The following is a 24,445-nucleotide window of genomic DNA, read 5'->3' as shown; positions in this document are numbered from 1 at the left end:
CGCATGAGCGCAAGCGACATGCGGGGTCATCTCAGTCCCTCTGGAGAACCCGGACATCGCTGCGCTCATCCGGGCCAAGGCAATGGCTGCTTGCGCCAGACATCATCCGTCACGAATGCCGCATCCTCAGCCCATTTCCGAGCGAGATCGGCCCTCATCCCGGCCCCATTGCCCCACCATACCGGCCGCGATGGACAAGCACGGCCAAGGTCGGCTAGACGACACGGCGCTTCAACCGACCAGCGAGCCCGAGCGACGCATGACCACGCCCAAGCGATACGAGCGGATCGCCTTCGTCGCGAGTCCGAGTGCCGAAGCGCAGGCGGCGCTGACGCAGCTGAGCGCCCTGTACGGCAACGCCGATCCGGACCTCGCGGACGTCGTGGTCGCCCTCGGCGGTGACGGACTGATGCTGCAGACGCTGCACGACCACATGCGGTCGGGAAAGCCGATCTACGGCATGCATCGCGGCACCGTCGGCTTCCTGATGAACGAGTTCAGCACGATCGATCTGCACGGCCGGCTCGAGGCGGCGCAGGAGTCGGTCATCCATCCGCTCCTGATGCGGGCAACCGACGCCGACGGCGTGGTTCACATTCACCACGCCATCAACGAGGTCTACCTGTTCCGCCAGACCGCACAGACCGCGCGCTTGCGCATCCTGATCGACGAGCGCGAACGCATGCCGGAGCTGATTGCCGACGGCGTGCTGGTGGCGACGCCGGCCGGCTCCACCGCCTATAATCTCTCGGTGCAGGGCCCGATCCTGCCGATCAACGCGGCGCTGCTGGCGCTGACCCCGATCAGCGCGTTCCGGCCGCGGCGCTGGCGCGGCGCCCTGCTGCCGAACACCGCCTATGTGATCGTCGAGGTGCTCGAAGGCGACAAGCGGCCCGTCGCGGCGGTCGCCGACCATGACGAGGTCCGCAACGTCAGGCGCGTCGAGGTGCTCTCCGACAAGACGATCTCGATGCGGATGCTGTTCGACGCCGGCCACAGCCTGGAAGAGCGGATCCTGAGCGAGCAGTTCGGGTATTAGAACTTTTCTTCTAACCGCCGCCAGTGTGTCGCGGGACGATGCCCCGCTTTCTCCGACGTCGTTCCGGGGCGCGCGCCGCCGAAGGCGGCGAGCGAGCCCGGAATCCATAGCCACAGGATGGTGTGAGGCACGAGCAGGTCGTGGCGCTCGCCTTCGCCCCCCCCCGCTCGGGGTTATGGATTCCGGGCTCGCGCCGCTGCGCGACGCGCCCCGGAATGACATGCGGAGACAGCGGCACGTCCGCTCGAAACACCATACTCCGCAACGCTTTGTTAACCCGGCGCTCCGTATGGTTAATGCGCGTTGACCACCATCACCGGTGATGCCTTCAGGCCGGCCCAATGTATCGCATCGACTTCAACAAGCTGCGCTTCCTCGTCTGCGACGACAATCCGCACATGCGCCGCATCCTGCGGACGCTGCTGCATTCGTTCGGCGCCCGCGAGGTCAACGAGGCCGAGGACGGCGCCACCGCGCTCGAAATGTACACCCACTTCTCGCCGGACATCGTCATCACCGACTGGGCGATGCCGATCTTCGACGGCCTGGAGCTGGCGCAGATGATCCGGCAGCCGGAAGCCAAGGGCAATCCCTACGCGCCGATCATCATGCTGACCGGTCATTCCGAGAAGCGCCGCGTGACCGTGGCGCGCGACGCCGGCGTGACCGAATTTCTCGCCAAGCCGATCTCGGCGAAGGGCCTCTATCAGCGCATTCTCAACGTGGTCGCCAATCCCCGGCCCTTCATCAAGACGAAAACCTATTTCGGCCCCGACCGGCGCCGCAACACCAACACCGCCTATATCGGCCCCGAGCGCCGCATCGGCGGCGAGGCCGAGATTTTCCAGCAGCCGTCACTTCTGGATAAAGCGCGCTCCGCAGTTTAGGCGCGCAGCAGTGAGCCGTTGTTAACGCCGTCCTGGAATCGCCGAGCAGCACGGCCGGCTCCTCGGCTATGAGTCTTCACGTCCACAAGTTTGCGTTGGTCGGCATCACCTGAGGATATCGAGATGGCGAAAGACAAGGCCCCGGCAATCCAGGTCAAGACCTACGCCTCGCACCACGTGATCACGCAACCCAATCCGCTGAAGAAGGTGCTGCGACGCGCCGAGGAGAAGGATCTCGACGATCCCATCGCACGCGCGGAAGCAGCCCTCGCCGGGCTGTCCAGCGAGTTCAAGTCGTGGATGGACACCGAGGCCGAGCGCCTGTCGAAGGCCTACGCGGCCGTCCTGAAGGACGGCTTCGACGACGACGCCTGCGAGGAGATGTTCCGCGCCGCGCATGACATCAAGGGCGATGCCGCGACCTTCGGCTATCCCGCGGCTGCGGCCGTGGCAGACAGCCTGTGCCGGATCATCGAGCACGCCCCCGATCTCGACAAGGTCCCGGCCGAGCTGTTCGAGCATCACGTCAACGCCATCCAGGCCATCGTGCACGATCATACGAAATATGACAGTGCGACGGTGGCGAGCGAATTGAGCCGGCGCCTGCGCCGCGTCGCCGACGACTACCTGGTCCAGGTCAACCGCAACCGCCCGGAGCATCTCGAAGCGATCCTGGCGCCGAGCCTGGTGCCGAGCGACCAGCCGTAATCGCGTAGGCTGGCGCTCGAGACGCAGCGAAATAACGAACGCCATTCAACAGCGTCGACTGCGACCCCCACCGCAAACTTCGAGCGCACTCTCTCCGCGTCATTCCGGGGCGCGCGTAGCGCGAGCCCGGAATCCATAGCCACAGGAGGATGTGTGATACGAGGTGGCGGTCGCGCGCGTGTTCGCCACACGCCCGCTCGGGGTGATGGATTCCGGGCTCGCGCTACGCGCGCCCCGAAATGCCCCTGAGATAGGGGTCCTCCCTCCCGACGTAGTCGCCGCCGGGCCGCGGGTCGCGCGTCACGCGGCGATCAGCCCGAACTCGAGCCCCGCCACGAAATCCTCGGCCATCACTTCGTCGCAGAATTCGCGGGCCTCGTCGCGGGCCGACTCGGTGGCGAACCTTCGGAGCAAGATCAGCAACGGTGCGGCAGCATCGCGGTCGGTCGCGCAATGGGTGAGCACGCGCTCCACCATCTTGCGGCGCAGGATGGCCGCGCCGCTGAGCGTGTCGGCAAAGCCGTTCTCGCGGCAGACCTCGAGCGCGACGGCAAATGCATCGAACGTGGTGTCGGGAATGCCGGCCTTGCGCAGCAATCCCTGCAGGCTGGCGCGGCCGCGATCGTTGAGCAGCGCCGATACCCGCGCCCGCGGCATGTCGGCAAGCTCCGACAGCGCGATCTCGAACAATTCGACATTGCCCGAGAGCAGCGCCCGCAGGATCAGACCGGCAGTGAGTTGCGACGTCGCGCGCAGATGCGCGACGAGCCCGCGCAACTCCTCGCCGCGCGAGCGCGATGCGATGTTGATGGTCGAGCGGTCGCGGGCCTCGCTGGTGATGCGCCCTGCCCGGTCGGCGCTGAGCCAGTTCCGGGCGACCACGAACTGCGCCAGCGTCTCGGAGAGCTTGTCGACCAGCGCCGCCCGCGTCGCTGCCGGCAGATCGTCCAGCACCAGCATGGCTTCGCGGATCGCGGCGAGATGGCCGTGCCGCTCGACGATGCGATCCCAGGAGAATGGCGCAAGCTCGGCATAGGCATTCTCGATCAGCTCGAGCGCAGCCGCCGCGCTGCCGACCTCGGCGATCGCGGCGCAGACCGGCGCCGGCAGGCCGATGCGGCGGGCAATGGCGCATTGCGTCTCGGAGTTGCCGGTCGCGACGATGTCGACGAGGTCGGCATCGATCAGCAGCGGCGAATGTTCGAGGATGATGGCTGCGACGGATGGCTGGTCGGTGGCCAGCGCCTGGACGATGGCGGCGGGCGCCTCCTCCGAGCGGGCAAACACCTCCGCCATGGCCTGCCGCACCAGCGGCGACGGATCATCCAGCAGCATGAGGAGCGCGCCCTCGGCGGCGCCGCGATCCTCATCGCAGAGATCCGACAACAACCACGCCCGCGCGAGAGCCCTGGTGGCCTCTGCCCGCTCACCGGCGGGCGCGGTTCTGACCCAACTGAGAAACTGCCGAACGATCATGGTCTTTCCGGCTTACGCAACTTGCAAACAAGGCCACGAGGGCCTCAACAGCACCGAAAATAAACCACGACGCTTAACAAAGCGTTCACCATAAGTAGCTGGTTTTGTTGATGTTTTGTTAAGGTCGGAAGCGAAAACTACACTATAATACCTCTATCCCGTCCAATTCGCCGTAGTCCAACGGACAAAACATGGCGACGTCCGGCCGCAAGAGCCGCGGCCGAACGCTCGAAATAGATCTTTTGGATCAATGACTCGGGCCTGGCTCCGCTCGGGGCGTCAGCCCGAGAAGGTGCCGTGGGGGTCGCTGAACAGGTCGAGCCTGCGCTGACCAGTGCCGCTGCCATTGTTGTTGCTGCCGGCGTCGGCAGACCCGGCGCTTGCCACCGAAGACCGCCCCCACAATTCGCGCACCGTCGGCGACACGGTGGACTCCGACTGGCCGTCGACCTGGAACAGAGAGCGGAACATCGGATCGGCCGGACGGCTGGCGGTCGATGCCGTGACGGTCACGGCTGCCGCTTGGGTCGAGCCGCGCGCGTCCGGGAACATCGAGAGAAAGGTCGCGGTGTCCGTCGTCGGCAGCGCACTGCCGCCGGCGGCGTTGGCCGCGACATTGGTCGTTGCCCCGCCATAGAGCGCGAGCGCTCCGCGCGTGGTCGAAGAATTGGCGGCTCCAGAATAACGTGTATTCAAGACCGAATAGACCTGGGAGACACTGCGGGCCTGGCCGTCGCGATCGTAGAAGATCGGGCGGTTGGCAGCAGCCGCGCTGGGAAACAGCCGGGCCGCCGAGGCGTTCGGTGTATCCTGCGCGCTGGTGATCAGCTTGGCCGCGCCGCCCGCCCCCATGAAATGCGCCATATAGAGCTCGGCGTCGCTCGGCCGCCGGCCGATCATGCCGGTGAGCTGGAAGCTGTTGGACTGCGTCAGCGCCGCAGCCATCGCGGAGGACGCCTTGGGATCATCGCGCAGCTTCATGATCGCCTGCCGCATCGCGGGGTCAGCGACGGTGTAGTCGCCGGACGATGTCCGGGTGATGGCGTCGGCATATTGGCCATAGCCGAGATCGGCGCCGGCCTGCTTCACCGTGCCGAGCCAGGTCTGGTCGATGAACTGGTAGAGCCCCCGGGCCGAAGACGTTGATGCGCCAGCGGTCGGGTTGAAGTCCGACTCCATCTTTGCCGTCGACAACAGATATTCGAAGCTGGTGCCGACGGTATCGGCCGCCTGCTTGATGGCCCCGGCGACCTTCGCCCGGACGCTGTCGAGAAGCCCCGCAGGTGAGGAGTTGGAAGCGTCGACCGACATGAGAAGACCCGCTGTTTGCAGATTCGCTGGCAGACGAACGCGCCGGAAATCTCCGGCAAAGTGCGGCGGGTATGGTTAACGGCGGGTTAATTCGGCGCCCGGAGCAGGGCCAATGAACGACCCGGATATTCCCGGAGGCAGGTCTCTGGCCTACTTGCGATAGACCGCAGCCGGATCGAACAGCCGGTCGGCCTCGACGAACACCAGCCGGGCACCGCCCTCGCCTTGCTCCACCTTGCGATAGAAGCAGGAGCGGCGGCCGGTGTGACAGGCCGCTCCTCGCTGCTCGACGCGCAGCCAGACCGCGTCCTGGTCGCAATCGGTGCGCATCTCGACCACGCGCTGGGTCTGACCCGAACTCTCACCCTTGCGCCACAAGGCATTGCGCGAACGGCTGAAATACCAGGCCTCGCCGGTTGCGACGGTCTTCCGTAGCGCTTCGTCGTTCATGTGGGCGACCATCAGCACGTCGCCACTGGCGGCATCGGTGGTCACGCAGGTGACCAGCCCGGCCGCGTCGAATTTCGGCAGGAAGGCCAGGCCTTCCTCGCGCTCGACTGAGGATGAGGACACGAAACTCTCGCTAAGATGCTGCTGGGCTTACCGTTGCGGCGATCGCACCATCGACAGGAAGCGCCCCTGCTCCGCCGGATTGTCCCGGAACATGCCGGTGAAGCGGCTGGTGAAGGTGACGGCGCCGTGCTTGGCGACGCCGCGCACGGACATGCAGGTATGCTCGGCCTCGATCATCACGGCAACACCGCGCGGCTTCAACACCTCGTCGATCGCAGCCGCGATCTGGGCGGTGAGATGCTCCTGGGTCTGCAGCCGGCGGGCGAAGATGTCGGTCAGGCGGGCCAGCTTGGACAGTCCGACGACACGCTCGACCGGCGTATAGGCGATATGCGCGCGACCGTAGAAGGGCATCATGTGATGCTCGCATTGCGACGTGAACTCGATGTCGCGAATCAGGACGAAATCGTCGTAGCCGGCGGTCTCGCCGAAGGTGCGGTCCAGCACCTCGGCGGGGCACTGGTGGTAACCCTGGAACAGCTCGTCATAGGCCTCGACGACGCGGCGGGGCGTATCGATCAGGCCCTCGCGGGTCGGATCCTCCCCGATGTAGTTGAGCAACGTATAGACCGCGGCTTCGGCCTCGGCCCGCGACGGGCGCGGCCGGTCGGGCCGTACGGCGGCAGCGAGGAATTCGGCTGGATCGAGCTCGGCGGGGCGCTCCCCAGCCAGCTTCGGATCGGACGGCTTGCCGTCCGGCTTGGTGCCACGCAGCGTCTTGATCAAAGCGTCCATCTCGTCTCCGTTCGACCGGTCGGCGGTCCCGACCGGAGTGTCACCGGCAGAGCGTCACCCGAACTCAGGTGTTTCCCCCAGACGGAGCGCGAGCAGACCTGAGGTCTCTGGCACCGCACGCCTGTGGATGTGGCTGGAATTCCTGCCAATCGTTTCCATATAGTCGCAATATAGGGCGATGAAACCCGGCCGCCAAGGCCGACCCGCCGGGAATTCCGGAACGGAAGCCACATGCTGAACGACATCTACAACAAGCGCATCATCGAGCTCGCAGGCAACATTCCGCGCCTCGGACGGCTGGAGCACCCGGATGCGACCGCCACGGCCCATTCCAAGCTGTGCGGCTCCACGGTCAAGGTCGATCTGAAGATGGACGGCCCCGTCGTCACCGATTTCGCCCACGACGTGAAGGCCTGCGCGCTGGGCCAGGCCTCCTCCTCGATCATGGCCCGCCACGTGGTCGGCTCGACTGCTGCCGAACTGCGCGAATTGCGCGACACCGTCCGCCGCATGCTGAAGGAAAACGGCGCCCCTCCGGACGGCAAATGGGCCGATGTCGCCCTGCTCGAGCCGGTCCGCGACTACAAGGCTCGCCATGCCTCCACGCTGCTGACCTTCGACGCCGTGGTCGATGCCATCGGCCAGATCGAGGCCAGGACGGGGGCCAAGACGCAGGGCGCGGCGGCCGCCGTAGCCCAGAGCTGAGGCCGGCCCAGCCTCGCGCTGCCGGCGCTCAGAAGGTCGGCGGATGCACGATCACTTTGAGGAATTCCGGTTTGTCCGGGCTGATTTCCGCCCAGCCCGACGAATGCACCGCCAGCTCGAACGCCGTCGCGACCGGCTGGCCACTGTCCCTCCTGATTTCGTCGAGCGAGAAGAACAGAAGCTTTTGCGGGACAACTCGGACGCGCGGATCTTGCGGCCGGGAGTGCGGAACCAATTCTCCGCGCAGAGTCGTATGACACGCCCCAAGGGCTACGACCGATTGCAACGTCGTGGCGCTGACGGCCACCATGGCGAACAGCATCCGCAAAGGCATGTCGGGCACGTGATTCCGGCTCACGGCTGGACTGAGATTGGCCCGCACTCAAGCCGCGAACGTCGGAGCGCTCTTCAGGTCCACTGGACAGGCCACACGCCGAGAAGATCGCTTGCGCTCGACGCGCCTGCCCGACGACACCGCCTACTGCGGCGGCGTCGCTGCAACGGTGGCCGGCGGAAGCGCTTCAGCGGTGCGCGACAGCGGCTTTTCGTAGGACACCGAGAAGCGGTCCTGCTGCTTGGCCTGGCCCGGCTCCGTCCGCTTCGACGCCAGTTCGGCCAAGGGCATCGCGCCCTTCGGCGGCAGCACGTCGGCGAGCAGCTCGGTGGTCATGACGTTGGTGGTGCGAAGCTCGGCGCGGGACAGCTCGTGCAGGTCCTCCCACGGCGGTACGTTGAGGGCGAGCAGCAGGAGGTCGCCGGCGCCGCCCATGTCGAAGGTGTATTTGGCAAGGCGGCCGATGTCGCGCTCGACGATCATCAGGTCCTGCGCCGAGTAGCTCGCCGCCTTGGCGTCGTCGGCGCGGTCGCCCATCCAAATCTGGTGAACGCGGACATGCGCCGTGTCGGGCACATAGCGCGTGGTGCCCGCGAGCAGCAGGAACACGCACATCGACTCGCAATAGGCCTCGGGCACGATCCTGGGTCGCTCGGTCGCCCGGCTCGGGCGCTGCGTCATGCCGACGGTGGTGCGCATCTTCAGGGCGCGGAACCGGCGGCCCAAGGTGATCGCGTCATTGACCGAGCCGCCGCTGGAGTCGAGGACCAGGGTCGCGCCGGCCAGGTCGCGATCCCGTGCGAACTCCTCGAAATCCTTCGGGCTGTCGCCGGTGACAATTCCGACCGCGCTGACCCAGCCGCAGTTCGGCTCGCAGGCGACCCAGCTGAACCGCATCGGAAGCTTGCGCTCTTCGAGCGCGCCACCGGCGCGCGCCGAATTGGACATGATGGAGACAGTGCCCCCGAGCACCACAGCCAGCGCTCCAACACCGAGAAGCATCCAGCGCAATCCACGCGACCGCAGCAATTTCACCTGCACTCCGTTCCCCCCGTCAAGCTCGGTACGCAGTCCCTCGTCGTCGTCGCGGCAAGACCTGACAAATCAGCCTCAAATCCGTTATGAGTCTGTCACATCCTTGCCTGGAAACGTATCCGGGCAATCCCCGAGCGTCCAGGTGTGCCGCACCGCAGCGCCGCTGAAAACCGGCCATTGTTGCATCACATCATCACACGAGCGCGCGAGATCGCTGTTCCTGCCGAGGAACCGATCACAAGGCGCACATCAGTCCGGCACCGCGCCCATGAAGCACTCATGCTCCGATCAGAACTGCCATTCTGCGCACATCCCGTCAGGGTCGCTGTCGCTTATGCCGCGACGCGCTGCCCGAGCGCTGATCTGGCTGTATCGCCACACGCTGTCGCCCCTCGTCGGCTATAATTGCCGGCATCTGCCGACCTGCTCGGTCTATGCCGATGAAGCCATCTCGCGCTACGGACTCTGGGCCGGCGGATGGATGACGCTTGCGCGGCTACTACGCTGCCAGCCATTCGGCACGTCCGGTATCGACAATGTCCCAGCCGAGATACCTGCGCAGGCGCGTTGGTATCTGCCGTGGCGTTACGCGCGCTGGCGCGGCGTCAACGGACCGGGCTGATGCAGCGCAACGTAGCGAGCGTATGCATCATTTGATTTGAAGCAAATCGGACTGGAAGAGTTTTGAGCTAGGATTAGTATCATGTGGAGCGGGTCGTTCGAAGGAACGGTGCTGCGGACCTTGCATTGATGTTGAAACTTCCGTTTCGGGAGGACCAACCATGCGCTGGACGATCAACCCGAGATCGCGCCGATCCCGCACAGGCATCGGCCCCGATCAGGGCGGCGACCGTCATATCAGCCACGACGCCAGGCAGATCGATCTGCTCTGCATCCTCGCCCTGCTGATCGCTATCATCGGCGCCTGGCGCTATCTTGCCGACAGCACTACCCTGCCCCCGACGACGACCTCCTACATCGTGCCGAGCCAAAGCGTGCATTGGTAACGCGGCCGCAAGCGCGGCTTTCTCACGGGACGATCGACGTCCTACCAGCGCGGCAGCAGGAAGAACTCGTCGCGGCGCGGAGGTGGCGGATAGACCGGAATGGGCTCCGGCGCCCGCGGCGCGCGCCGCGCGCGCGGCGGCGGAGCGGTCTCAGCCGGTCCTGTGGCTTCGGCTGAAATCGTTGCATCGGCAGAGGGCGATCGCACCGAGAGCAGGACGTTCGACTCCCGCGTGCGCCAGCGATAGCCGATGCCGAACTCCAGCGGCTGTGCCCGCTCGAACAATCTGGCGTAGCTCATCTGGTACATGCCCGGAAACTTGTCGATCGGCCCGGCATATCGCCCGAACGGAAAGAAGCGCCACGCTCTCGCATCATAGCTCGCCAGCGGAATGCCGGAATCGTCCTGCACGATGGTGGCGCTGTTCTTCAAGAGCCAGCTGCGAACCTGGGAGAAGCTGCTCTCGTGCAGCAGATAGGATGCGCTCTTGAGCAGGCTGTTGCCGGGAGCCAGCGGTTCGCAGAACCTGAGGAAGCCGCCGGCCTTCACGCCGGAATCGGACAGATCCGTCGAAAAGTAATAGAGCGTCTTCTCGACGCCGTCGGCGCCGGCAAACAAGATGCGGGCGCCCCTGGTCGCGTTGCGCGCCGGCGGCTCGTTCGCCGCGTGCACGACGCCATTGTCATCCAGCCAGATCAGGCTCGCGCTGTGGATGGTCTTGCCGGTGCGCGCCAAAAAGACATAGAGGATCGGCAGCGCTCCCTCGATCTCGCCCTCGCGCAGATCCACCTTCATGTTCTTGGTTATGAAGAACGAGAAGCTGAGGATCGACTGCAGGGAACGTTCGACATAGGCCAGCGCGGGCCCGATGCTGCCGCGCGGCAACCGGCCAAGATCGGGGATCGGTCCGGTCGGCTCGAGCGCAGCCATCACATAGGTGGTGGCTTTCGGGGCGAACGCGTCGGCATAGAGGAAGTCGGGCCCCGAGAAAAAATAGAACATCGTGGGCCGCGGCGCCGCGACATTGGCTTCTGTCCAGGTCCGGATCTTCGACAATTGCCGCTGCTCGAGCTGACTGAAGGCATTGTCGAAGAACGCCGCGTGGCGCCGCCAGCCGGGATCCTGCGTCAGCGCTGCCAGCGGCGAGCCGGGCTGCGGCGTCATCCCCGCCAGCACGCGCGCCGTGTCATCCGGCGTGATGGTCTGTCCGCGGACCTCGCAACTCGTCACGACGACGAGACAGGCAACGGCGAGCCACACTTTCGACAGCAGAAGTCTCGACACCAACCGCATTTCACTCCGAACCCGACATGGCTGTTGCAGCGGTCCGGCGCGACCGCGCGTGAGCGAACCAATAGATCAGCAATCCGGACAGCATCGCCACGGCGCCGACCGCGGCCTGCCACGGCCGCGCAGCGACCAGATAGTACATCATGAACCCGGTCACGCTGAGGAAGATCAAGGGCGTCACCGGATAGCCCCACGCGCGATACGGCCGCTCGATGTCCGGCTGGGTGAGACGCAGCCTGAACAGGCCGAGCACGGTCAGGAACGAGCACGACAGCAACGAGAACTGGACGACGTCGAGCACCGCCTCGAAGCTCTCCGTGAACAGCATCAAGGTCGCCACGGTGAGTTGAAACAGCACGGCATAGGCCGGGGCGCCATTGCGCGAGCGGCGGGCGAACACCGCGAGCGCCGGGATGTCCTCTCCCATTGTCATCAGCACGCGCGGGCCGATCCACATCATCGCGGCGATCGAAGGCACCAGACCGACGCAGATCATCCCGGCGACGAAGCGCCCGCCGGTTTCGCCGAAAATGTGCGTGCCGGCGATGCTCGCGACCTGCAGCTGGCCGACCAGCTCGCTCGTCGGCGCCGCCCGCAGGAACACCGCATTCAGGGCAATGTAGAGCACGAGCACGATCAGCGTCCCGAACAGCAGCGCCCGCGGCAGGGTTCGCTCCGGCGCATGCAGTTCACCGATGATGTAGGTCGCCGCGTTCCAGCCCGAGAAGGCGTACATCACGAATACGAGGCTGGTCGCGAAGGCCGCGCTGGTGACATAGCCGAGGTCGGACACGGCCGGCAGGAACCTGACCGGTTGCGGCGCCGAGATGGCCCAGCCGGCAACCAGGAAGGCGACGATCAGGCTGAGCTTCAGCACGGTCGACAGCAGTTGGAAGCGGCTGGATTGCCGGATGCCACCGAGTTGCACGACGGTCACGAGCCACACCGCTCCGACCGCAAGCAGCATCGGCGGAACGTCCGGCAGCACCGCACGGCCATATTCGCCGAACGCCATTGCCGCGAGCGCCACCGGCGCCGCGAAGCCGACAGTTGCGGAGACCCAACCGGCCATGAAGCCGATCGCCGGGTGAAACGCGCGGTTGAGGAAATTGTACTCGCCGCTCGAACGCGGGAACATCGCGCCGAGCTCGGCATAGGACAGCGCCCCGCACACCGAGACGAGACCGCCGACCGCCCACAGGAGCAGGATTGCGAAGCCGGAGGGAATGTCCTTGACCTGAAAGCCGAGGCTGGTGAACACGCCGACGCCGATCATGTCGGCGATCACGATGGTGATCGCGACCGGCAGCGACACGGACGGGATCACGGCACTGCGTGACCCGCCCGCCCAGGTCGTGTCGCCTGCCTCGGATGCAGCCATACCGTTGAGGGGCACGCGCCACCCCTTCCCTTCGTCACAGGCTCATGTTCCGGCCGAACCATTCAATCATAGTTAACGCGCGCTAAATAAGGCCTTGGAAGGATGGTAATATGAGACCTTTTTCATGCGATCTAGCCTCCGCAGCGTTGCGTCGGGCGATGCTGGGTCTCACAATCGCGACACGATCGCGTGCTGTGTCCGCTGCTGCACCGGAATTCGCCAGGCGCCATCCTTAACGCGACCTCAACGTCGGTGGCGCAGTTTGAAACGAGCCGATTTGTGAAGTGGGACCTGTCGCTGCGGTCCTGCTCGTCTTGGGGACATATGATCGGGATCGGTCTGAGATTGTCGAGCTGTCGTGGGCTGCGCCGTTGGCCGCGGCCGCATCGGCCCGAGCTGAGGCCGCCCCGTGGATCTGGACGCGCGGCCCATGCTCTGGCTGCGGCCACGCTCTCGTTGGCGTTGGCTCAGTGCGGCCAGACACCGGATCCGGCAGCACTGGCCGCCAATGCGGCGCCGGCACAGGGGCTGACCTTCGAGGAGCGTTTCCCTGCACCGGAGTTCCGTGATCGTTTTCCGAGCGTCGGCGAGAGCCTGCCGTTGCGCACGCCTGCGGACTTCGCGCCCAAGCCGCCGCCCCCTCGGCTCGCATCGCTGGAGCCGCAAGGGCCGGCACGCCGGACGCGCGAGGATCTCACGACGCTCGTCAGCATGAAGTCGTCGGCCTTCCCGTATTTCGGCGACAATCCCGCGTCGGACGCGCCGTTCCTCAACGTCTCCGATGGCGAGCGCCGCGGCCACCGCAGCTTCTCGGGCCGCGTCTACTGGCAGGACCAGACCTACAATGACAACCGCGTGCTGGTGCACGTTCCGGAAGCCTTCGATGCCCGCAAGCCCGGCGTGATCGTGGTGTTCTTCCATGGCAACGGCGCCACGCTGGAGCGCGACGTGCGCGACCGGCAGATGGTGCCGCAGCAGATCACCGCCTCCGGCGTCAATGCCGTGCTGCTCGCGCCGCAGATGGCAGTCGATGCCGCCGATTCGAGCGCGGGCAAGTTCTGGCAGCCGGGCGGCTTCAAGCGCTTCATGGATGAGGCGGCGACGAATCTGGCCCGCCTGACCGGCGATCCCGCAAGCGCGAGGACGTTCGCGAGCATGCCGATCGTCATCGTCGGCTACAGCGGTGGCTTTCTTCCCGCAGCGTGGAGCCTCGAGGTCGGCGGCATCAGCGAGCGCGTGCGCGGCGTGGTGCTGCTCGATGCGGTCTATGGTCAACTCGACAAGTTCGCCGGCTGGATCGAGCGCAACCGCTCCGGCTTCTTCGTCAGCTCCTACACGCGCTACACTGCGCGCCACGATCGAGAGCTGATGACGATGCTGCGGAGCCGCGGCATCGAGATCTCGGACGACATGGACCGGCCGCTCCGCCCCGGCAGCGTCGTCTTCGTCGAGACCGACGAGGGCATCACTCACCGGGACTACGTCACACAAGCCTGGACGCGCCACCCTATCAGGGACGTCCTCACGAAGATGGCCGCCGCCCAGCCGCCGATCCGGATTGCGGCCGGTGCCCCGAGCGCGCTTGGCGGCTCATCGAGCCGCTGAGACCAATGGGTTCTCAGCTCTTCGGCAGCTTCGGCATGTTCTCGACGAAGCCGTTGAAGCAGGCGAGCCGCTCGTCCTCCTCCTTGGTGAACTTGCAGTCGGCCACCGCTTTGGCCTTCGTCGCCTTGGGCTTGGCCGCGGGCGGGATGACCGCGTCGTAGCAGTTCAGCCGCTCCTTGGTTCCGTCGTCGATCTCCAGGCACGCCTGGAGCTTGACGGCCATCGACTGCGGCTTGGCCGGCGCGGCGGCTGCGGTCTTCATCCCCTTCGGCTTGACCTGCACCAGCGGGCGGTCTCCGACCATCGGCGCGCCGCTCTGGGCCAGCGCAGAGGTGCAAAACAGCACTGCGGCAACGCTCAACATCGTTTTTTTCATGCCATGTCTCTTTCATCCAAACCGCGGGCGAGAAAGATCAACCTCTCGGGACCGCGCGCGGCCTAGACCGCGCGCCGCGATGGATCTTTCGCCCGACAGCCACCCACCCCAGCGGCTTTAATCCGGTCGGACCGGTTTTGCCAAGCGTCAAGCCGCGGTTTGCGGTGGACCTCACGCCAGCGCGGCGACCGGCGCCCGCGGCCGGCTCGCCAGAATGGTCAGCAGCGCCAGCATCACGAACCCGATGGCCACGTAGCCCGTGGCGCCCAGAGCATCGCGGGCGAACAGGCTGCCACCAACCGCGGAACCGACGGCCTGGCCAACGTAGAGCACGGAGGTGTTGAGCGACACCGAGGCGGACGCAAGCGGCGGAGCGGCAGCGACCAGGCGGACCTGCTGCATCGAGTTGGTGGACGCAAACCCCAATCCCCAGATTGCCACCGCGACGGCCATCACCGGGTAGACGCCCGCGCCGACCGTCCAGACCGCGATCCCTGCGAGCAGCAGGCAGGTGAACAGCAGCGAGGTGCGATAAGCGCCCCAGCCGTCGACGATGCGGGTGGCGATCACGACGCCGAGGAAGCCGCAGGCGCCGTAGATCGCAAACACCAGTCCCACCGCGTTGGCGTCCGCGCCGGTCAGCTTGTTCAGGAGCGGGCCCATGAAGGTGAAGATCACGAACTGCCCCGACATCTGCAACATCGTGACCATCAGCAGCAGCACCACCACCCGGTTGCGGCCGAGCGCGATCCAGGTCTTCAGCTCAACCGGCGCCCCCTTCAGGCCCGACGGCAGCCGCCAGGTCAGCAGCACGAAGCTGACCACCCCGGCGGCACCGACCGCAAGATAGGCCGCCCGCCAGCCCGAATGGCTGCCGATGAAGGTGATCAACGGCAGGCCGACGGCGGCGGCCAGCGACCAGCCGAGGAACACATAGGCGATGGTGCTGCCGCGCTTGTCCACGGGGCTGATCAAGGCAGCGGTGCCGGCGGCCTGCGGCGTGTACAGGGCTCCGACCGCGAGCATCACCAGCCGAATCGCGAGCAGGCTCCCATAATCCGGCGCGAGAGCGGAGGCGAGATTGCCGAGCGTGAGCACCAGCAGCGTCGCCGCAAGCAGGTGGCGGCGGTCGAAGCGGCTGGTCAGCCAGGCCGTCAGGGGCGAGCCGATGCACAGCACCACCGCGCCGAAAGTGATCAGCAGACCTGCGGTGTGAACGCCGACGCCTAGGCTGGCAGCGAGCTCGGGCAGCATCCCGGCAGGCGCCAGCACCGAGCAGCCGGTGATGATGTTGCCGAGCATCAGTGCGGTCGGAGCCAGGGGCGGCGGGGTCTGGCCGGATGTCGAGGGAGCGGATGTCATGCCCGATGATTAGCAGAGATTTTCATGCATCTGCATGAAAATCTCTCATGTCGCGGATGAAATTCTGTTCCTCGTGAAGGCTCAGCGCGCCGACGCCTGCGGCGAGGAGGACTGAGTCCATGGAACCGGAAGCCCGGACGGATAGACGACGGCCTTCGATGGTGGACAGCTCTCCATCAGCTTCTTCAGCGCATTCTGCAGGCCGTCGCTCCCGACCGGAAACGTCGACACGCCGGGACCCACCGTATTCGGCGGCGCATCGCTCAGACCCGCTCCGGGCGCCGACGCCAATGCTTTCATCTGGCTGCCGTTGAGAAAGAGACCCCATCGTTCGAGATCACCGGCGCGGCGCGGCGGCGAGAGGAAGTTGAGCCTGAGATCGCCGCTCACCATCGCCAGCGTCGCACCGGTCCCAGCCTTGCGCTCGACATCGAGCTCGAAGCGATCCTGGTCGAAGCATACCAGTTGCAGGCGCGTGGTGCGGAACGAAGCTTCACCGTCCTTGCGGTTCAGGATGGTCTTGTAGGCGATGCCGCGACTGGCGGCCTCGAACATCCAGGGACTCTCGACGCGTTCGCGGCGATCGAGCGCGAAGCGCGCGATTTCTTCGCGCGTCAGGATGCGCATGCCCTCGAACGGCACCGACCGCGCCACCGTGAGCAGAGTTGGATCGGCGCCGAGCCGGGTGATGTAGTCGAGCACCATCTTGTCGGAGCGCTCCATCGCCCGCTGCATTGCCTGCGCCCGTACCTCGCGGGTCGGCACCCCACCGGTGAAGTTGAGGATGACGCGTGGAGAATGCACCGCCAGCGTGACGTCCGGGGCAAGCTCGCGGTTGGGCGCGCCGAGGATGATGTAGGGACACGCCGAGTTGCAGATCGCGCCGCGGGTCCAGACCTCGCCGTGCAGCTCGCGGCCGGCCTGCTTGAGCCTGGTGCAGGCCTCTCCCTCCTGAGGCTCGAAGCCGCATTCGCTCAAGGTGGTGCGCCCGACGCGAACCACGGCCTTCTTCTCGCGCAGAAGGTTGCCCATCGCGAGCGCCTGCTCGAGATTGCCGCCCGGCGAATTGAAGTAGATCGGCAGCTTGCGGTCGCCGATCTGCTTGATGAATTTGCGCAGGCGCGTGGCCGCGCCGCCATCGATCTTGCCTTCGGCCGCGATCCAGCTGTCGCAGCCCGGACCGCAGGAATCGGGCGCACCCTTGACGAGGGCGAAGGCGATCGGGGCCGAATTGTCCGCCAGCCGCGGCGATTTGACGGGACGCTTGGCCGGCTTGAGCTCTGTTCCCGGCCTGAGCGGAGCAGCGGGCCTGGCCTGCGCTGCAGCCCTCTGTGGCAGATTTGGCTTCTGCTGGAGCGCAGCTTTGGGCGGCGCGGCCGGCTTGCCCTTCGGCGCCACCGCGGCCGGCGACGGCGCGATGGTCAGCCCCAGCGCGAGCAGGACGGCTGCCATCCGAATGCCGCAGCGCCCGACAAAAACGGAGAGCGGCGCCTCCCCTGCAGACAACATCGCCACGCGTCCCCACGCCCCGAACACTTGAAGTTGTATCATACCGGCACGCCGCGGCAATCTCCGCCGCGTCCGCGCCGGCACCGATCCGCCGGTTTTTCCTGCCTGTTGCCCGGTTGCAGCCTGGAAATCCCCTGCTATACCCCTTGCTCCCGCTTACCTGCGCTCGTTCGCAGGAGTGAGCTACAGGAGAGAGACATGCCTGACTCGAAATCCCCCGACTCGAAATCCGACCAGTCCAAGGCCGGCTTCCAGTACAGCCTCAGCAATCTGAAGCCCGCCGCCCCGGTCGAGAAGATCACCATCAGCTTCCCCGACGGCGCCAAGCGCGAATATCCCAAGGGCACCACCGGCTTCGACATCGCCAAGGGCATCTCGCCCTCGCTCGCCAAGCGCACGGTCGCGATGGCGCTGAACGGCGACGTCGTCGACCTCAACGATTCCATCAATGATGACGCGAAGCTCGAGCTCGTCGACCGCGACGACCCGCGCGCACTGGAATTGATCCGGCACGATTGCGCGCACGTGCTCGCCGAAGCCGTGCAGTCGCTGTGGCCCGGCACCCAGGTCACGATCGGCCCGGTGATCGAGAACGGCTTCTATTACGACTTCTTCCGCAACGAGCCGTTCACCCCCGAAGACTTCGCCGCGATCGAGAAGAAGATGCGCGAGATCATCGGCCGCGACAAACCGTTCACCAAGGAGGTGTGGGACCGCGAGAAGACCAAGCAGGTGTTCCGCGACAAGGGCGAGGCGTTCAAGGTCGAGCTGGTCGACGCCATTCCGGGCAGCGAGCCGATCAAGATCTACTATCAGGGCGACTGGTTCGACCTGTGCCGCGGCCCGCACATGACCTCGACGGGCAAAATTGGAAACGCCTTCAAGCTGATGAAGGTGGCGGGCGCGTATTGGCGCGGCGACAGCAACAATCCGATGCTGACCCGCATCTACGGCACCGCCTTCGCAAAGCAGGAGCAGCTCGACGCCTACCTCAAGCAGATCGAGGAAGCCGAGAAGCGCGACCACCGCAAGCTCGGCCGCGAGCTCGACCTGTTCCATTTCCAGGAGGAAGGTCCGGGCGTCGTGTTCTGGCACCCCAAGGGCTGGAGCATCTTCCAGGCGCTGATCGCCTATATGCGCAGGCGGCTCGCCGGCGACTATGACGAGGTGAATGCGCCGCAGATCCTCGACAAGTCGCTGTGGGAGACCTCGGGCCACTGGAACTGGTACCGCGAGAACATGTTCGCGGCGCAGTCCGCTGGCGACGAGGCCGAGGACAAGCGCTGGTTCGCGCTGAAGCCGATGAACTGCCCCGGTCACGTGCAGATCTTCAAGCACGGCCTGAAGAGCTACCGCGACCTGCCGCTGCGGCTCGCCGAGTTCGGCGTCGTGCACCGCTACGAGGCCTCCGGCGCCATGCACGGCCTCATGCGGGTGCGCGGCTTCACGCAGGACGACGCGCATGTGTTCTGCACCGAGGATCAGCTCGCCGAGGAGTGTCTCAAGATCAACGATCTGATCCTGTCGACCTACTCCGACTTCGGCTTCGAGGGCGAACTGACGGTCAAGCTGTCGACCCGACCTGAGAAGCGCGTCGGCACCGACGAGATGTGGGATCACGCCGAGCGCGTGATGGCGACCGTGCTGAACGAGATTAAGGCGCAGAACAACCACATCCGCACCGAGATCAATCCGGGCGAAGGCGCGTTCTACGGGCCGAAGTTCGAATATGTGCTGCGCGATGCCATCGGCCGCGACTGGCAGTGCGGCACCACGCAGGTCGACTTCAACCTGCCGGAGCGGTTCGGCGCGTTCTACATCGACGCCGACGGCGCCAAGAAGGCGCCGGTCATGGTGCATCGCGCGATCTGCGGCTCGATGGAGCGCTACATCGGCATCCTCATCGAGCACTATGCCGGCAGCTTCCCGCTGTGGCTGGCGCCGACGCAGGTCGTCGTCACCACCATCACATCGGAAGGCGATGAATACGCCAAGCAGGTACTGGCGGCGCTGCGCCGCGCGGGCTTGCGGTGCGAGATCGACCTGCGCAACGAGAAGATCAACTACAAGGTCCGCGAGCACTCGCTGCAGAAGATCCCGGCTTTGCTCGTCGTCGGCAAGAAGGAGGCCGAGACGCATTCCGTCTCCGTCCGCCGGCTCGGCCGCGACGGCCAGACGGTGATGCCGACCGCGGAGGCGATCGCCGCCCTGGTGGACGAAGCGACGCCGCCGGACGTGCGGCGCCGCCAGCGCGAGGCGGCCTGAGGTCGTCACTCGTGGCCCGCATGAGCGCAGCAACATGCGGGGTCGCCGCGACAGCGCCTGAGATCCCGGATGTCGCTGCCGCCGTCGCCCTGACGGGCTCCGGCGTGCGCTCATCCGGGCCACGCGGCTACGCCGACAGACTGGCGACGGCATCCGCAGAACCTCTGTCTTGGTCTGCGGCCTGCAGCGCCACGTCTGCGCATTCGGCCATGTAGAGAAACATCGTCGCGAGCATCCGCTCGATCGCCTCGCGCCCCAGCGGCAGAATGGTGATGGCGTCGGTGCCGCGGATCAGCAGGCCCTTCTCCTCGGCATCTCGCAGCAACGTCAGCACGTGCTTGCGCGACACCGAAAAACGGGTGGCCAGACCGTTGATGGAGAACGGCACGGGGGCGTCTGGCGGGAATGGCTGGTCCGGCCCGGCACCTTGCGCCAGGCTGAACAGGATCACCATGCCGGCGGTGCGTTCGGCAAACGGCTCGAGCTCCGGCGCGCCGTCGAGGATGCGGAGGCCGGCGATGAAGCGACGGCCAAGCTCGAGCACGAAGGTCTTCACGAAAGCCGGATCGTTCAACGATGCCCGATAGGCCACGGCGGCCGGCAGCACCGCGCTCATGGCGTCGAACTGCACACCCCAGCGCTCGCGATGCAGTGCGATCAGCCGGTCGGTCGGGACCAGCGGCCGCCGCCGGCGGTCCAGATTGGGAGCCGACGCCACCAGCCCGGTCGCGCGCATCAAGGCCAGCATGGCCTCGCAGCGACCGCCGCTGCACAGGTCGAGCCTGGCGCACATCTCCTTCATGGCGCCGACGGTGAGACCGAGCTGGCCGTCGCGCTGCTCGGCGAAATGCAGATACAGCGCGACATGCGGAAACAGGGCCCGCGCCCGGTCGCTCAGCAGCGCATTGAGGATGCGATCGCCCCGATACAGCCTGATCGCCGAAGCCGTCGAGGCCCGCATCGCCCGCGCGAATCCGGGCATCCCGCGCAGCTGCGCGACGGCATCGGGTGAAGGTATCAGTGCGGTCATCGGCGCGTCAGATCTTGCACGTCAGACAACTCCCCGCGGATCTCTGGCACTATGTTTTTACCGGCCCGCCCAAGGTTCGACAATTCGCTGCAATTATCGTGCATTGGACAGATAGCCGCATCGAAAGTGCCCCGCTCGCCTCGTCCCACGCGAAATCTTCGTCGAAACCCGCAAAGGATGTAGGATCGGCGGCGGTAGAACTGATCAAAACGCCGTGCCGCAGCCTCGTTGCAGGCGGAGGCCCATGCTATCTCTCCTACGTGCAACGAACGAGATTTCACGACGTGCCCGACGCGATTGAACTCCTGAAGACCCGCCGTTCCGTCAAGCCGCGCGAGATGAGCGGTCCCGGCCCTACCCCTGCCGAGCTCGACACCATCCTGACCATCGGCGCCCGCGTGCCCGATCACGGCAAGCTCGCGCCCTGGCGCTTCATCGTGTTCGAGGGCGACGGCCGCCGTCGCGCCGGCGAGGTCATCGCAGCCGTCTTCGCCAAGAAGAACCCGCAGGCGACCGCCGCCGAGCTCGAGGTGGAGAAGAACCGCTTCATGGAGGCACCGCTGGTGATCGGCCTCGTCAGCTTCACCCGGGCGCATCCCAAGGTGCCGGCCTATGAGCAGGAGCTCTCCGCCGGCGCCAGCGCGATGAACATCCTGACGGCGGCGACCGCGCTCGGCTATGGCGGCTGCTGGCTGTCCGGCTGGTTCATGTTCGACCGCGAGGTGATGGACGGGCTCGGACTGAAGCCGGAGGAGAAGCTCGCGGGGCTCATTCATATCGGCAGGCCGACCAAGCCGAGCGAGGACCGCCCGCGCCCGGCGCTGGCGGATATCGTGACGCGGTTCTGATCGGACGAATAGAGAGCAGCAAATAGCAGGGAGCAGGCCCCGCTCCTTCCACCCGTCATTCCGGGGCATCGCGAAGCGAGAGCCCGGAATCCATATTCCAAAGCGGTGATGTGGCGAAGACAGAGGCCATGGGCAGCTCGCACCTCATGACCCGTCGTGGTTATGGATTCCGGGCTCATCGCTTCGCGATGCCCCGGAATGACGGGTGGAAAGAGCAAGGCAGGCCCTTGCATTCTCCATGCCCTCCAATTGCCCCCTATTCGCCAAGTCTCCTCATCATGTCTCCTCATCACGCCGCCTTCGACGCTCTGGCGCCGAACCGTGCCAGCAGGCCCGCGATCTCCGACGCCGGCCGCGCGGCGCTGAACAGGAAGCCCTGGACCTGGTTGCAGCCTTCGGCGCGCAGCCAGTCGAGTTGGTCCGTGGTCTCGACGCCCTCGGCCGTGGTGGTGATGTTGAGGCTCTTGCCGAGGCCGGAAATGGCGCGGACGATGGCGAGGCAGTCGGAGCGCTGCGCGAGGTCCTTCACGAAGGAGCGGTCGATCTTGATCTTGTCGAACGGGAAGCTACGGAGATAGCTGAGGCTGGAATAGCCGGTGCCGAAATCATCCATCGAGATGCGGATGCCCAGCCCACGCAGCTGATGCAGCGTCGCCAGATTCGCCTCGGTCTCGGCGAGCAGGATCGACTCGGTGATCTCCAGCTCCAGCCGCTCCGGCGGCAGCGACGATTGCGCCAGCGCCTGGACCACGACCTGCACCAGGTTGCGGCTGCGGAACTGGACGGCCGAGAGATTCACCGCGACCTTGATGCCATCGGGCCATCGCGCGGCCTCATGACAGGCCTCGCGCAGCACCCATTCCCCCAGCGGCACGATCAGGCCGATGTCCTCGGCCACAGGAATGAACTCTGCCGGCGAGATCATGCCCTTCTCCGGATGGCGCCAGCGCAGCAGGCATTCGAAGCCGGAAATGGTGCTGGTCGCGACCTCGACCAGCGGCTGATAGTGCAGCTCGAAATCACCCTGCGCGAAGGCGTGACGAAGGTCATGCTCCATGTCGCGGCGCCTCTGCGCCCGGAGATCCATCTCCTTCTCGAAGAAGCGGTGCACGCCGCCGCCCTCCTCCTTGGCGCGGTAGAGCGCCATGTCGGCATTCTTCATCAGCTCTTCGCTGGTCGAGCCGTCGGACGGCGAAAGCGCGATTCCGATCGAAGCGCCGATCACGAGCTCATGGCCGTCGATCTCGTAGGGCGCACTCAGCGCCTGGATCAGCTTGGCCGCGAAATCGCTGGCCTCGTTGGGCAACGGCGTGTCGGCGAGGATGACGGCGAATTCGTCGCCGCCGAGCCGCGCCGCCATGTCGCCGCCCCGCACCCGCTCCCTGAGCCGGTCGGCCACCGCCTGCAACAACCGGTCCCCCATGGGATGGCCGAGCGAGTCGTTGACGTTCTTGAACAGGTCGAGATCGACGCAGAGCACGGCAATCGATCTGTTGCCGGACGCGCCTGGCTGCAGCACCTGCCTGAGCCGCTCCTGATACAATTCGCGATTGGGCAGGTTGGTCAGGCCGTCATGGTGAGCCATGTGCGCGATCCGGGCCTCGACCTTGCGGCGTTCGGTGATGTCGACGATGGCGACGAGGAAGCCGTCGCGTCCCTCGTAGGAGATCCGCCGGCCATAGGCCAGCACGTCGATCAGCGAGCGGTCCGCCGTGTAGTGCCGCCATTCGCGATGGAAATCGTCCCGCGCCGTCAGCCGCGCCATCGCCTCGTCCAGATCGGCCATGTCGCTTTCGGGCCAGAGATCCCAGATCGTCATGCCGAGCAGCCGGTCGCGGTCGTAGCCATAGTGCTCGGCGGCGGCGGCGTTGACCTTCATGATGCGCCCCGTCTCCGTGTCGAAGATGCCCATCGGCAGCGGATTGGCATCGAACAACAGGCGGAACGACGCCTCGCGGCGCTTCAGCGCGGTGACGTCGGAGACAGTGAGAGACACGATGTCGCCGAACGCATGCACGCCGAGGCGCAGATTGCGATCGTCGCAATCGAGCTCGAACTGATCGCGGCCGCTGTGCGCGACGATGGCGAACAATCGCGCCAGCACGTCGGCCGTGCCGAGCATCGTCCCGCCCTGCCTCAGCCGCCGCCATTGCAGCTCGGCCGCCGAGAGCTTGAGGAGGCTCGCCGCGGACTGGTTGTGATGGACGACCTGGAAGTCGCAGGGCACGCCGGCACTGTCGCGGATGGTGGCGAGCGAGACGACGCCGTCCTCGGTGGTGGAGAAAATCGAATCGAGCAGATTGTACTGCCCGGCGCGCTCGTTGATGTAGGTGCCGACCAGCGTTCTGCCCCAACGCGAGCTGGTCGGCAGCGCCAGCACGTCGTAGGTGCGCACCATGCCGTCGCGCACGCAGTACGCGGTCGACAGATGCGGCTTGCAATTCGTCACCGCGCAGATCGCCGCTTCCGTCAGCACCGTCGCGCAGTCCGGCGAGACGGATTCGACCGGAATATCCCAGCCGTCATTCTGAAGCCATTGCTGGACATAGCGGCCGCTGCGGGTGATTTCGAGACGGTCGTCCTCCTCGCGCAACAGCGCGACATGATCGGCGAGGCGGCCGAGGCTTCCCAGCATCACGTCTTCATACTGGGGCAGGCTCTGGCCGGGCTTCAATGCCGCGTGCCATTTGCGCTTGAGCACCGGAATGTCCTCGAACAGATCATTGCTGACCGCCCCGGACGTCTTCTTCTTCGCGGCACTCATCGCATCGTACTCAATCGCCAGCTGCTTGTAGCGGTACTCCATGCAGATCTGTCTTTAATGGGCTGTAAATCCAGATTGGCCGTGCAGCGGCCGGCAGCGAATATGACAGTTCAAAGTCGTTCCATGGTTATTGCGCATTAGAGACTATGACAGTCGCCTCGTATCTTGCGGTCGCCGGCGCGTGACATCCTGCGCCCATACGATCA

At 65.8% G+C, this 24,445-nt stretch carries 22 protein-coding genes; 9 read left to right on the top strand and 13 right to left on the bottom strand.

The window, feature by feature from the left end; genetic code table 11:
• Positions 1-259 precede the first annotated feature (259 nt).
• The 3 genes from QX108_RS33010 to QX108_RS33000 all read left to right on the top strand — a co-directional run bounded on the left by QX108_RS33010 (position 260) and on the right by QX108_RS33000 (position 2,634).
• Positions 260-1,039, top strand: coding sequence for an NAD kinase (locus QX108_RS33010; RefSeq protein ID WP_172107936.1), 780 nt, complete (start codon positions 260-262; stop codon positions 1,037-1,039).
• Positions 1,040-1,380: 341 nt separating this feature from the next.
• The gene (locus QX108_RS33005; RefSeq protein ID WP_172107934.1) at positions 1,381-1,926 is read left to right on the top strand and encodes a response regulator; all 546 of its coding nucleotides are present in this window, start codon (positions 1,381-1,383) and stop codon (positions 1,924-1,926) included.
• Between the two features lie 123 nt (positions 1,927-2,049).
• Complete coding sequence (locus tag QX108_RS33000) at positions 2,050-2,634, top strand: Hpt domain-containing protein (RefSeq protein WP_315786493.1); 585 nt, start codon at positions 2,050-2,052, stop codon at positions 2,632-2,634.
• A 300-nt stretch (positions 2,635-2,934) separates the two neighbouring features.
• Here the strand turns inward: QX108_RS33000 and QX108_RS32995 are convergent, their stop codons facing one another.
• The 4 genes from QX108_RS32995 to folE all read right to left on the bottom strand — a co-directional run bounded on the left by QX108_RS32995 (position 2,935) and on the right by folE (position 6,729).
• Positions 2,935-4,110, bottom strand: coding sequence for a DUF2336 domain-containing protein (locus tag QX108_RS32995; RefSeq protein ID WP_172180341.1), 1,176 nt, complete (start codon positions 4,108-4,110; stop codon positions 2,935-2,937).
• 279 nt (positions 4,111-4,389) lie between these two features.
• The gene (locus QX108_RS32990; RefSeq protein ID WP_315786490.1) at positions 4,390-5,421 is read right to left on the bottom strand and encodes a transglycosylase SLT domain-containing protein; all 1,032 of its coding nucleotides are present in this window, start codon (positions 5,419-5,421) and stop codon (positions 4,390-4,392) included.
• A 150-nt stretch (positions 5,422-5,571) separates the two neighbouring features.
• Entirely contained in the window at positions 5,572-5,994 is a 423-nt protein-coding gene (gene hisI / locus QX108_RS32985) for a phosphoribosyl-AMP cyclohydrolase (RefSeq protein ID WP_172107926.1), read from the bottom strand.
• 27 nt (positions 5,995-6,021) lie between these two features.
• Positions 6,022-6,729, bottom strand: a complete 708-nt coding sequence (folE, locus tag QX108_RS32980; RefSeq protein ID WP_172180345.1) for a GTP cyclohydrolase I FolE — start codon at positions 6,727-6,729, stop codon at positions 6,022-6,024.
• Positions 6,730-6,960: 231 nt separating this feature from the next.
• Here folE and QX108_RS32975 point away from each other — a divergent pair, with 231 nt between their 5' ends.
• Positions 6,961-7,434, top strand: a complete 474-nt coding sequence (locus QX108_RS32975) for an iron-sulfur cluster assembly scaffold protein (RefSeq protein ID WP_315786485.1) — start codon at positions 6,961-6,963, stop codon at positions 7,432-7,434.
• A 28-nt stretch (positions 7,435-7,462) separates the two neighbouring features.
• Here the strand turns inward: QX108_RS32975 and QX108_RS32970 are convergent, their stop codons facing one another.
• Positions 7,463-7,777, bottom strand: coding sequence for a hypothetical protein (locus QX108_RS32970; protein WP_315786482.1), 315 nt, complete (start codon positions 7,775-7,777; stop codon positions 7,463-7,465).
• A gap of 135 nt (positions 7,778-7,912) precedes the next feature.
• Entirely contained in the window at positions 7,913-8,809 is an 897-nt protein-coding gene (locus QX108_RS32965) for a hypothetical protein (protein WP_315786478.1), read from the bottom strand.
• Between the two features lie 262 nt (positions 8,810-9,071).
• On the opposite strand from QX108_RS32965, the gene yidD reads away from it, so the two are divergent.
• Complete coding sequence (gene yidD / locus QX108_RS32960; RefSeq protein ID WP_409998579.1) at positions 9,072-9,425, top strand: membrane protein insertion efficiency factor YidD; 354 nt, start codon at positions 9,072-9,074, stop codon at positions 9,423-9,425.
• A 160-nt stretch (positions 9,426-9,585) separates the two neighbouring features.
• A complete protein-coding gene (locus QX108_RS32955) occupies positions 9,586-9,810 on the top strand; it encodes a hypothetical protein (RefSeq protein WP_315719502.1) in 225 nt (74 codons plus the stop codon).
• Positions 9,811-9,851: 41 nt separating this feature from the next.
• Here the strand turns inward: QX108_RS32955 and QX108_RS32950 are convergent, their stop codons facing one another.
• Positions 9,852-11,102 carry a hypothetical protein gene (locus QX108_RS32950; protein ID WP_315786474.1) on the bottom strand — a complete coding sequence of 417 codons (1,251 nt, stop codon included), beginning with the start codon at positions 11,100-11,102 and terminating at the stop codon, positions 9,852-9,854.
• Between the two features lies 1 nt (position 11,103).
• Entirely contained in the window at positions 11,104-12,480 is a 1,377-nt protein-coding gene (locus QX108_RS32945) for an APC family permease (RefSeq protein WP_315786597.1), read from the bottom strand.
• A gap of 462 nt (positions 12,481-12,942) precedes the next feature.
• Here QX108_RS32945 and QX108_RS32940 point away from each other — a divergent pair, with 462 nt between their 5' ends.
• The gene (locus QX108_RS32940) at positions 12,943-14,085 is read left to right on the top strand and encodes an alpha/beta hydrolase (protein WP_409998580.1); all 1,143 of its coding nucleotides are present in this window, start codon (positions 12,943-12,945) and stop codon (positions 14,083-14,085) included.
• A gap of 13 nt (positions 14,086-14,098) precedes the next feature.
• Here the strand turns inward: QX108_RS32940 and QX108_RS32935 are convergent, their stop codons facing one another.
• The 3 genes from QX108_RS32935 to QX108_RS32925 form a co-directional block, all read right to left on the bottom strand.
• Positions 14,099-14,461, bottom strand: coding sequence for a hypothetical protein (locus QX108_RS32935; protein WP_315719500.1), 363 nt, complete (start codon positions 14,459-14,461; stop codon positions 14,099-14,101).
• A 171-nt stretch (positions 14,462-14,632) separates the two neighbouring features.
• Positions 14,633-15,823, bottom strand: coding sequence for an MFS transporter (locus tag QX108_RS32930; protein ID WP_315786471.1), 1,191 nt, complete (start codon positions 15,821-15,823; stop codon positions 14,633-14,635).
• Between the two features lie 81 nt (positions 15,824-15,904).
• Positions 15,905-17,275, bottom strand: a complete 1,371-nt coding sequence (locus QX108_RS32925) for a hypothetical protein (RefSeq protein ID WP_315786469.1) — start codon at positions 17,273-17,275, stop codon at positions 15,905-15,907.
• A gap of 255 nt (positions 17,276-17,530) precedes the next feature.
• On the opposite strand from QX108_RS32925, the gene thrS reads away from it, so the two are divergent.
• Positions 17,531-19,597, top strand: a complete 2,067-nt coding sequence (gene thrS / locus QX108_RS32920; RefSeq protein ID WP_315786466.1) for a threonine--tRNA ligase — start codon at positions 17,531-17,533, stop codon at positions 19,595-19,597.
• 127 nt (positions 19,598-19,724) lie between these two features.
• Here thrS and QX108_RS32915 read toward each other — a convergent pair whose 3' ends face one another.
• The gene (locus QX108_RS32915) at positions 19,725-20,627 is read right to left on the bottom strand and encodes a hypothetical protein (RefSeq protein WP_315786463.1); all 903 of its coding nucleotides are present in this window, start codon (positions 20,625-20,627) and stop codon (positions 19,725-19,727) included.
• A gap of 284 nt (positions 20,628-20,911) precedes the next feature.
• On the opposite strand from QX108_RS32915, the gene QX108_RS32910 reads away from it, so the two are divergent.
• Positions 20,912-21,475, top strand: a complete 564-nt coding sequence (locus QX108_RS32910; protein WP_315786460.1) for a nitroreductase — start codon at positions 20,912-20,914, stop codon at positions 21,473-21,475.
• A 289-nt stretch (positions 21,476-21,764) separates the two neighbouring features.
• Here the strand turns inward: QX108_RS32910 and QX108_RS32905 are convergent, their stop codons facing one another.
• Complete coding sequence (locus QX108_RS32905; protein WP_315786458.1) at positions 21,765-24,281, bottom strand: putative bifunctional diguanylate cyclase/phosphodiesterase; 2,517 nt, start codon at positions 24,279-24,281, stop codon at positions 21,765-21,767.
• Positions 24,282-24,445 lie beyond the last annotated feature (164 nt).

The organism is Bradyrhizobium sp. SZCCHNR1002 (genome assembly GCF_032381435.1).
In the GTDB taxonomy this organism is placed as follows: Bacteria; Pseudomonadota; Alphaproteobacteria; order Rhizobiales; family Xanthobacteraceae; genus Bradyrhizobium; species Bradyrhizobium aeschynomenes.
Note: the sequence above shows the minus strand (reverse complement) of the source record. Positions and strands in the feature narration are given on the sequence as shown.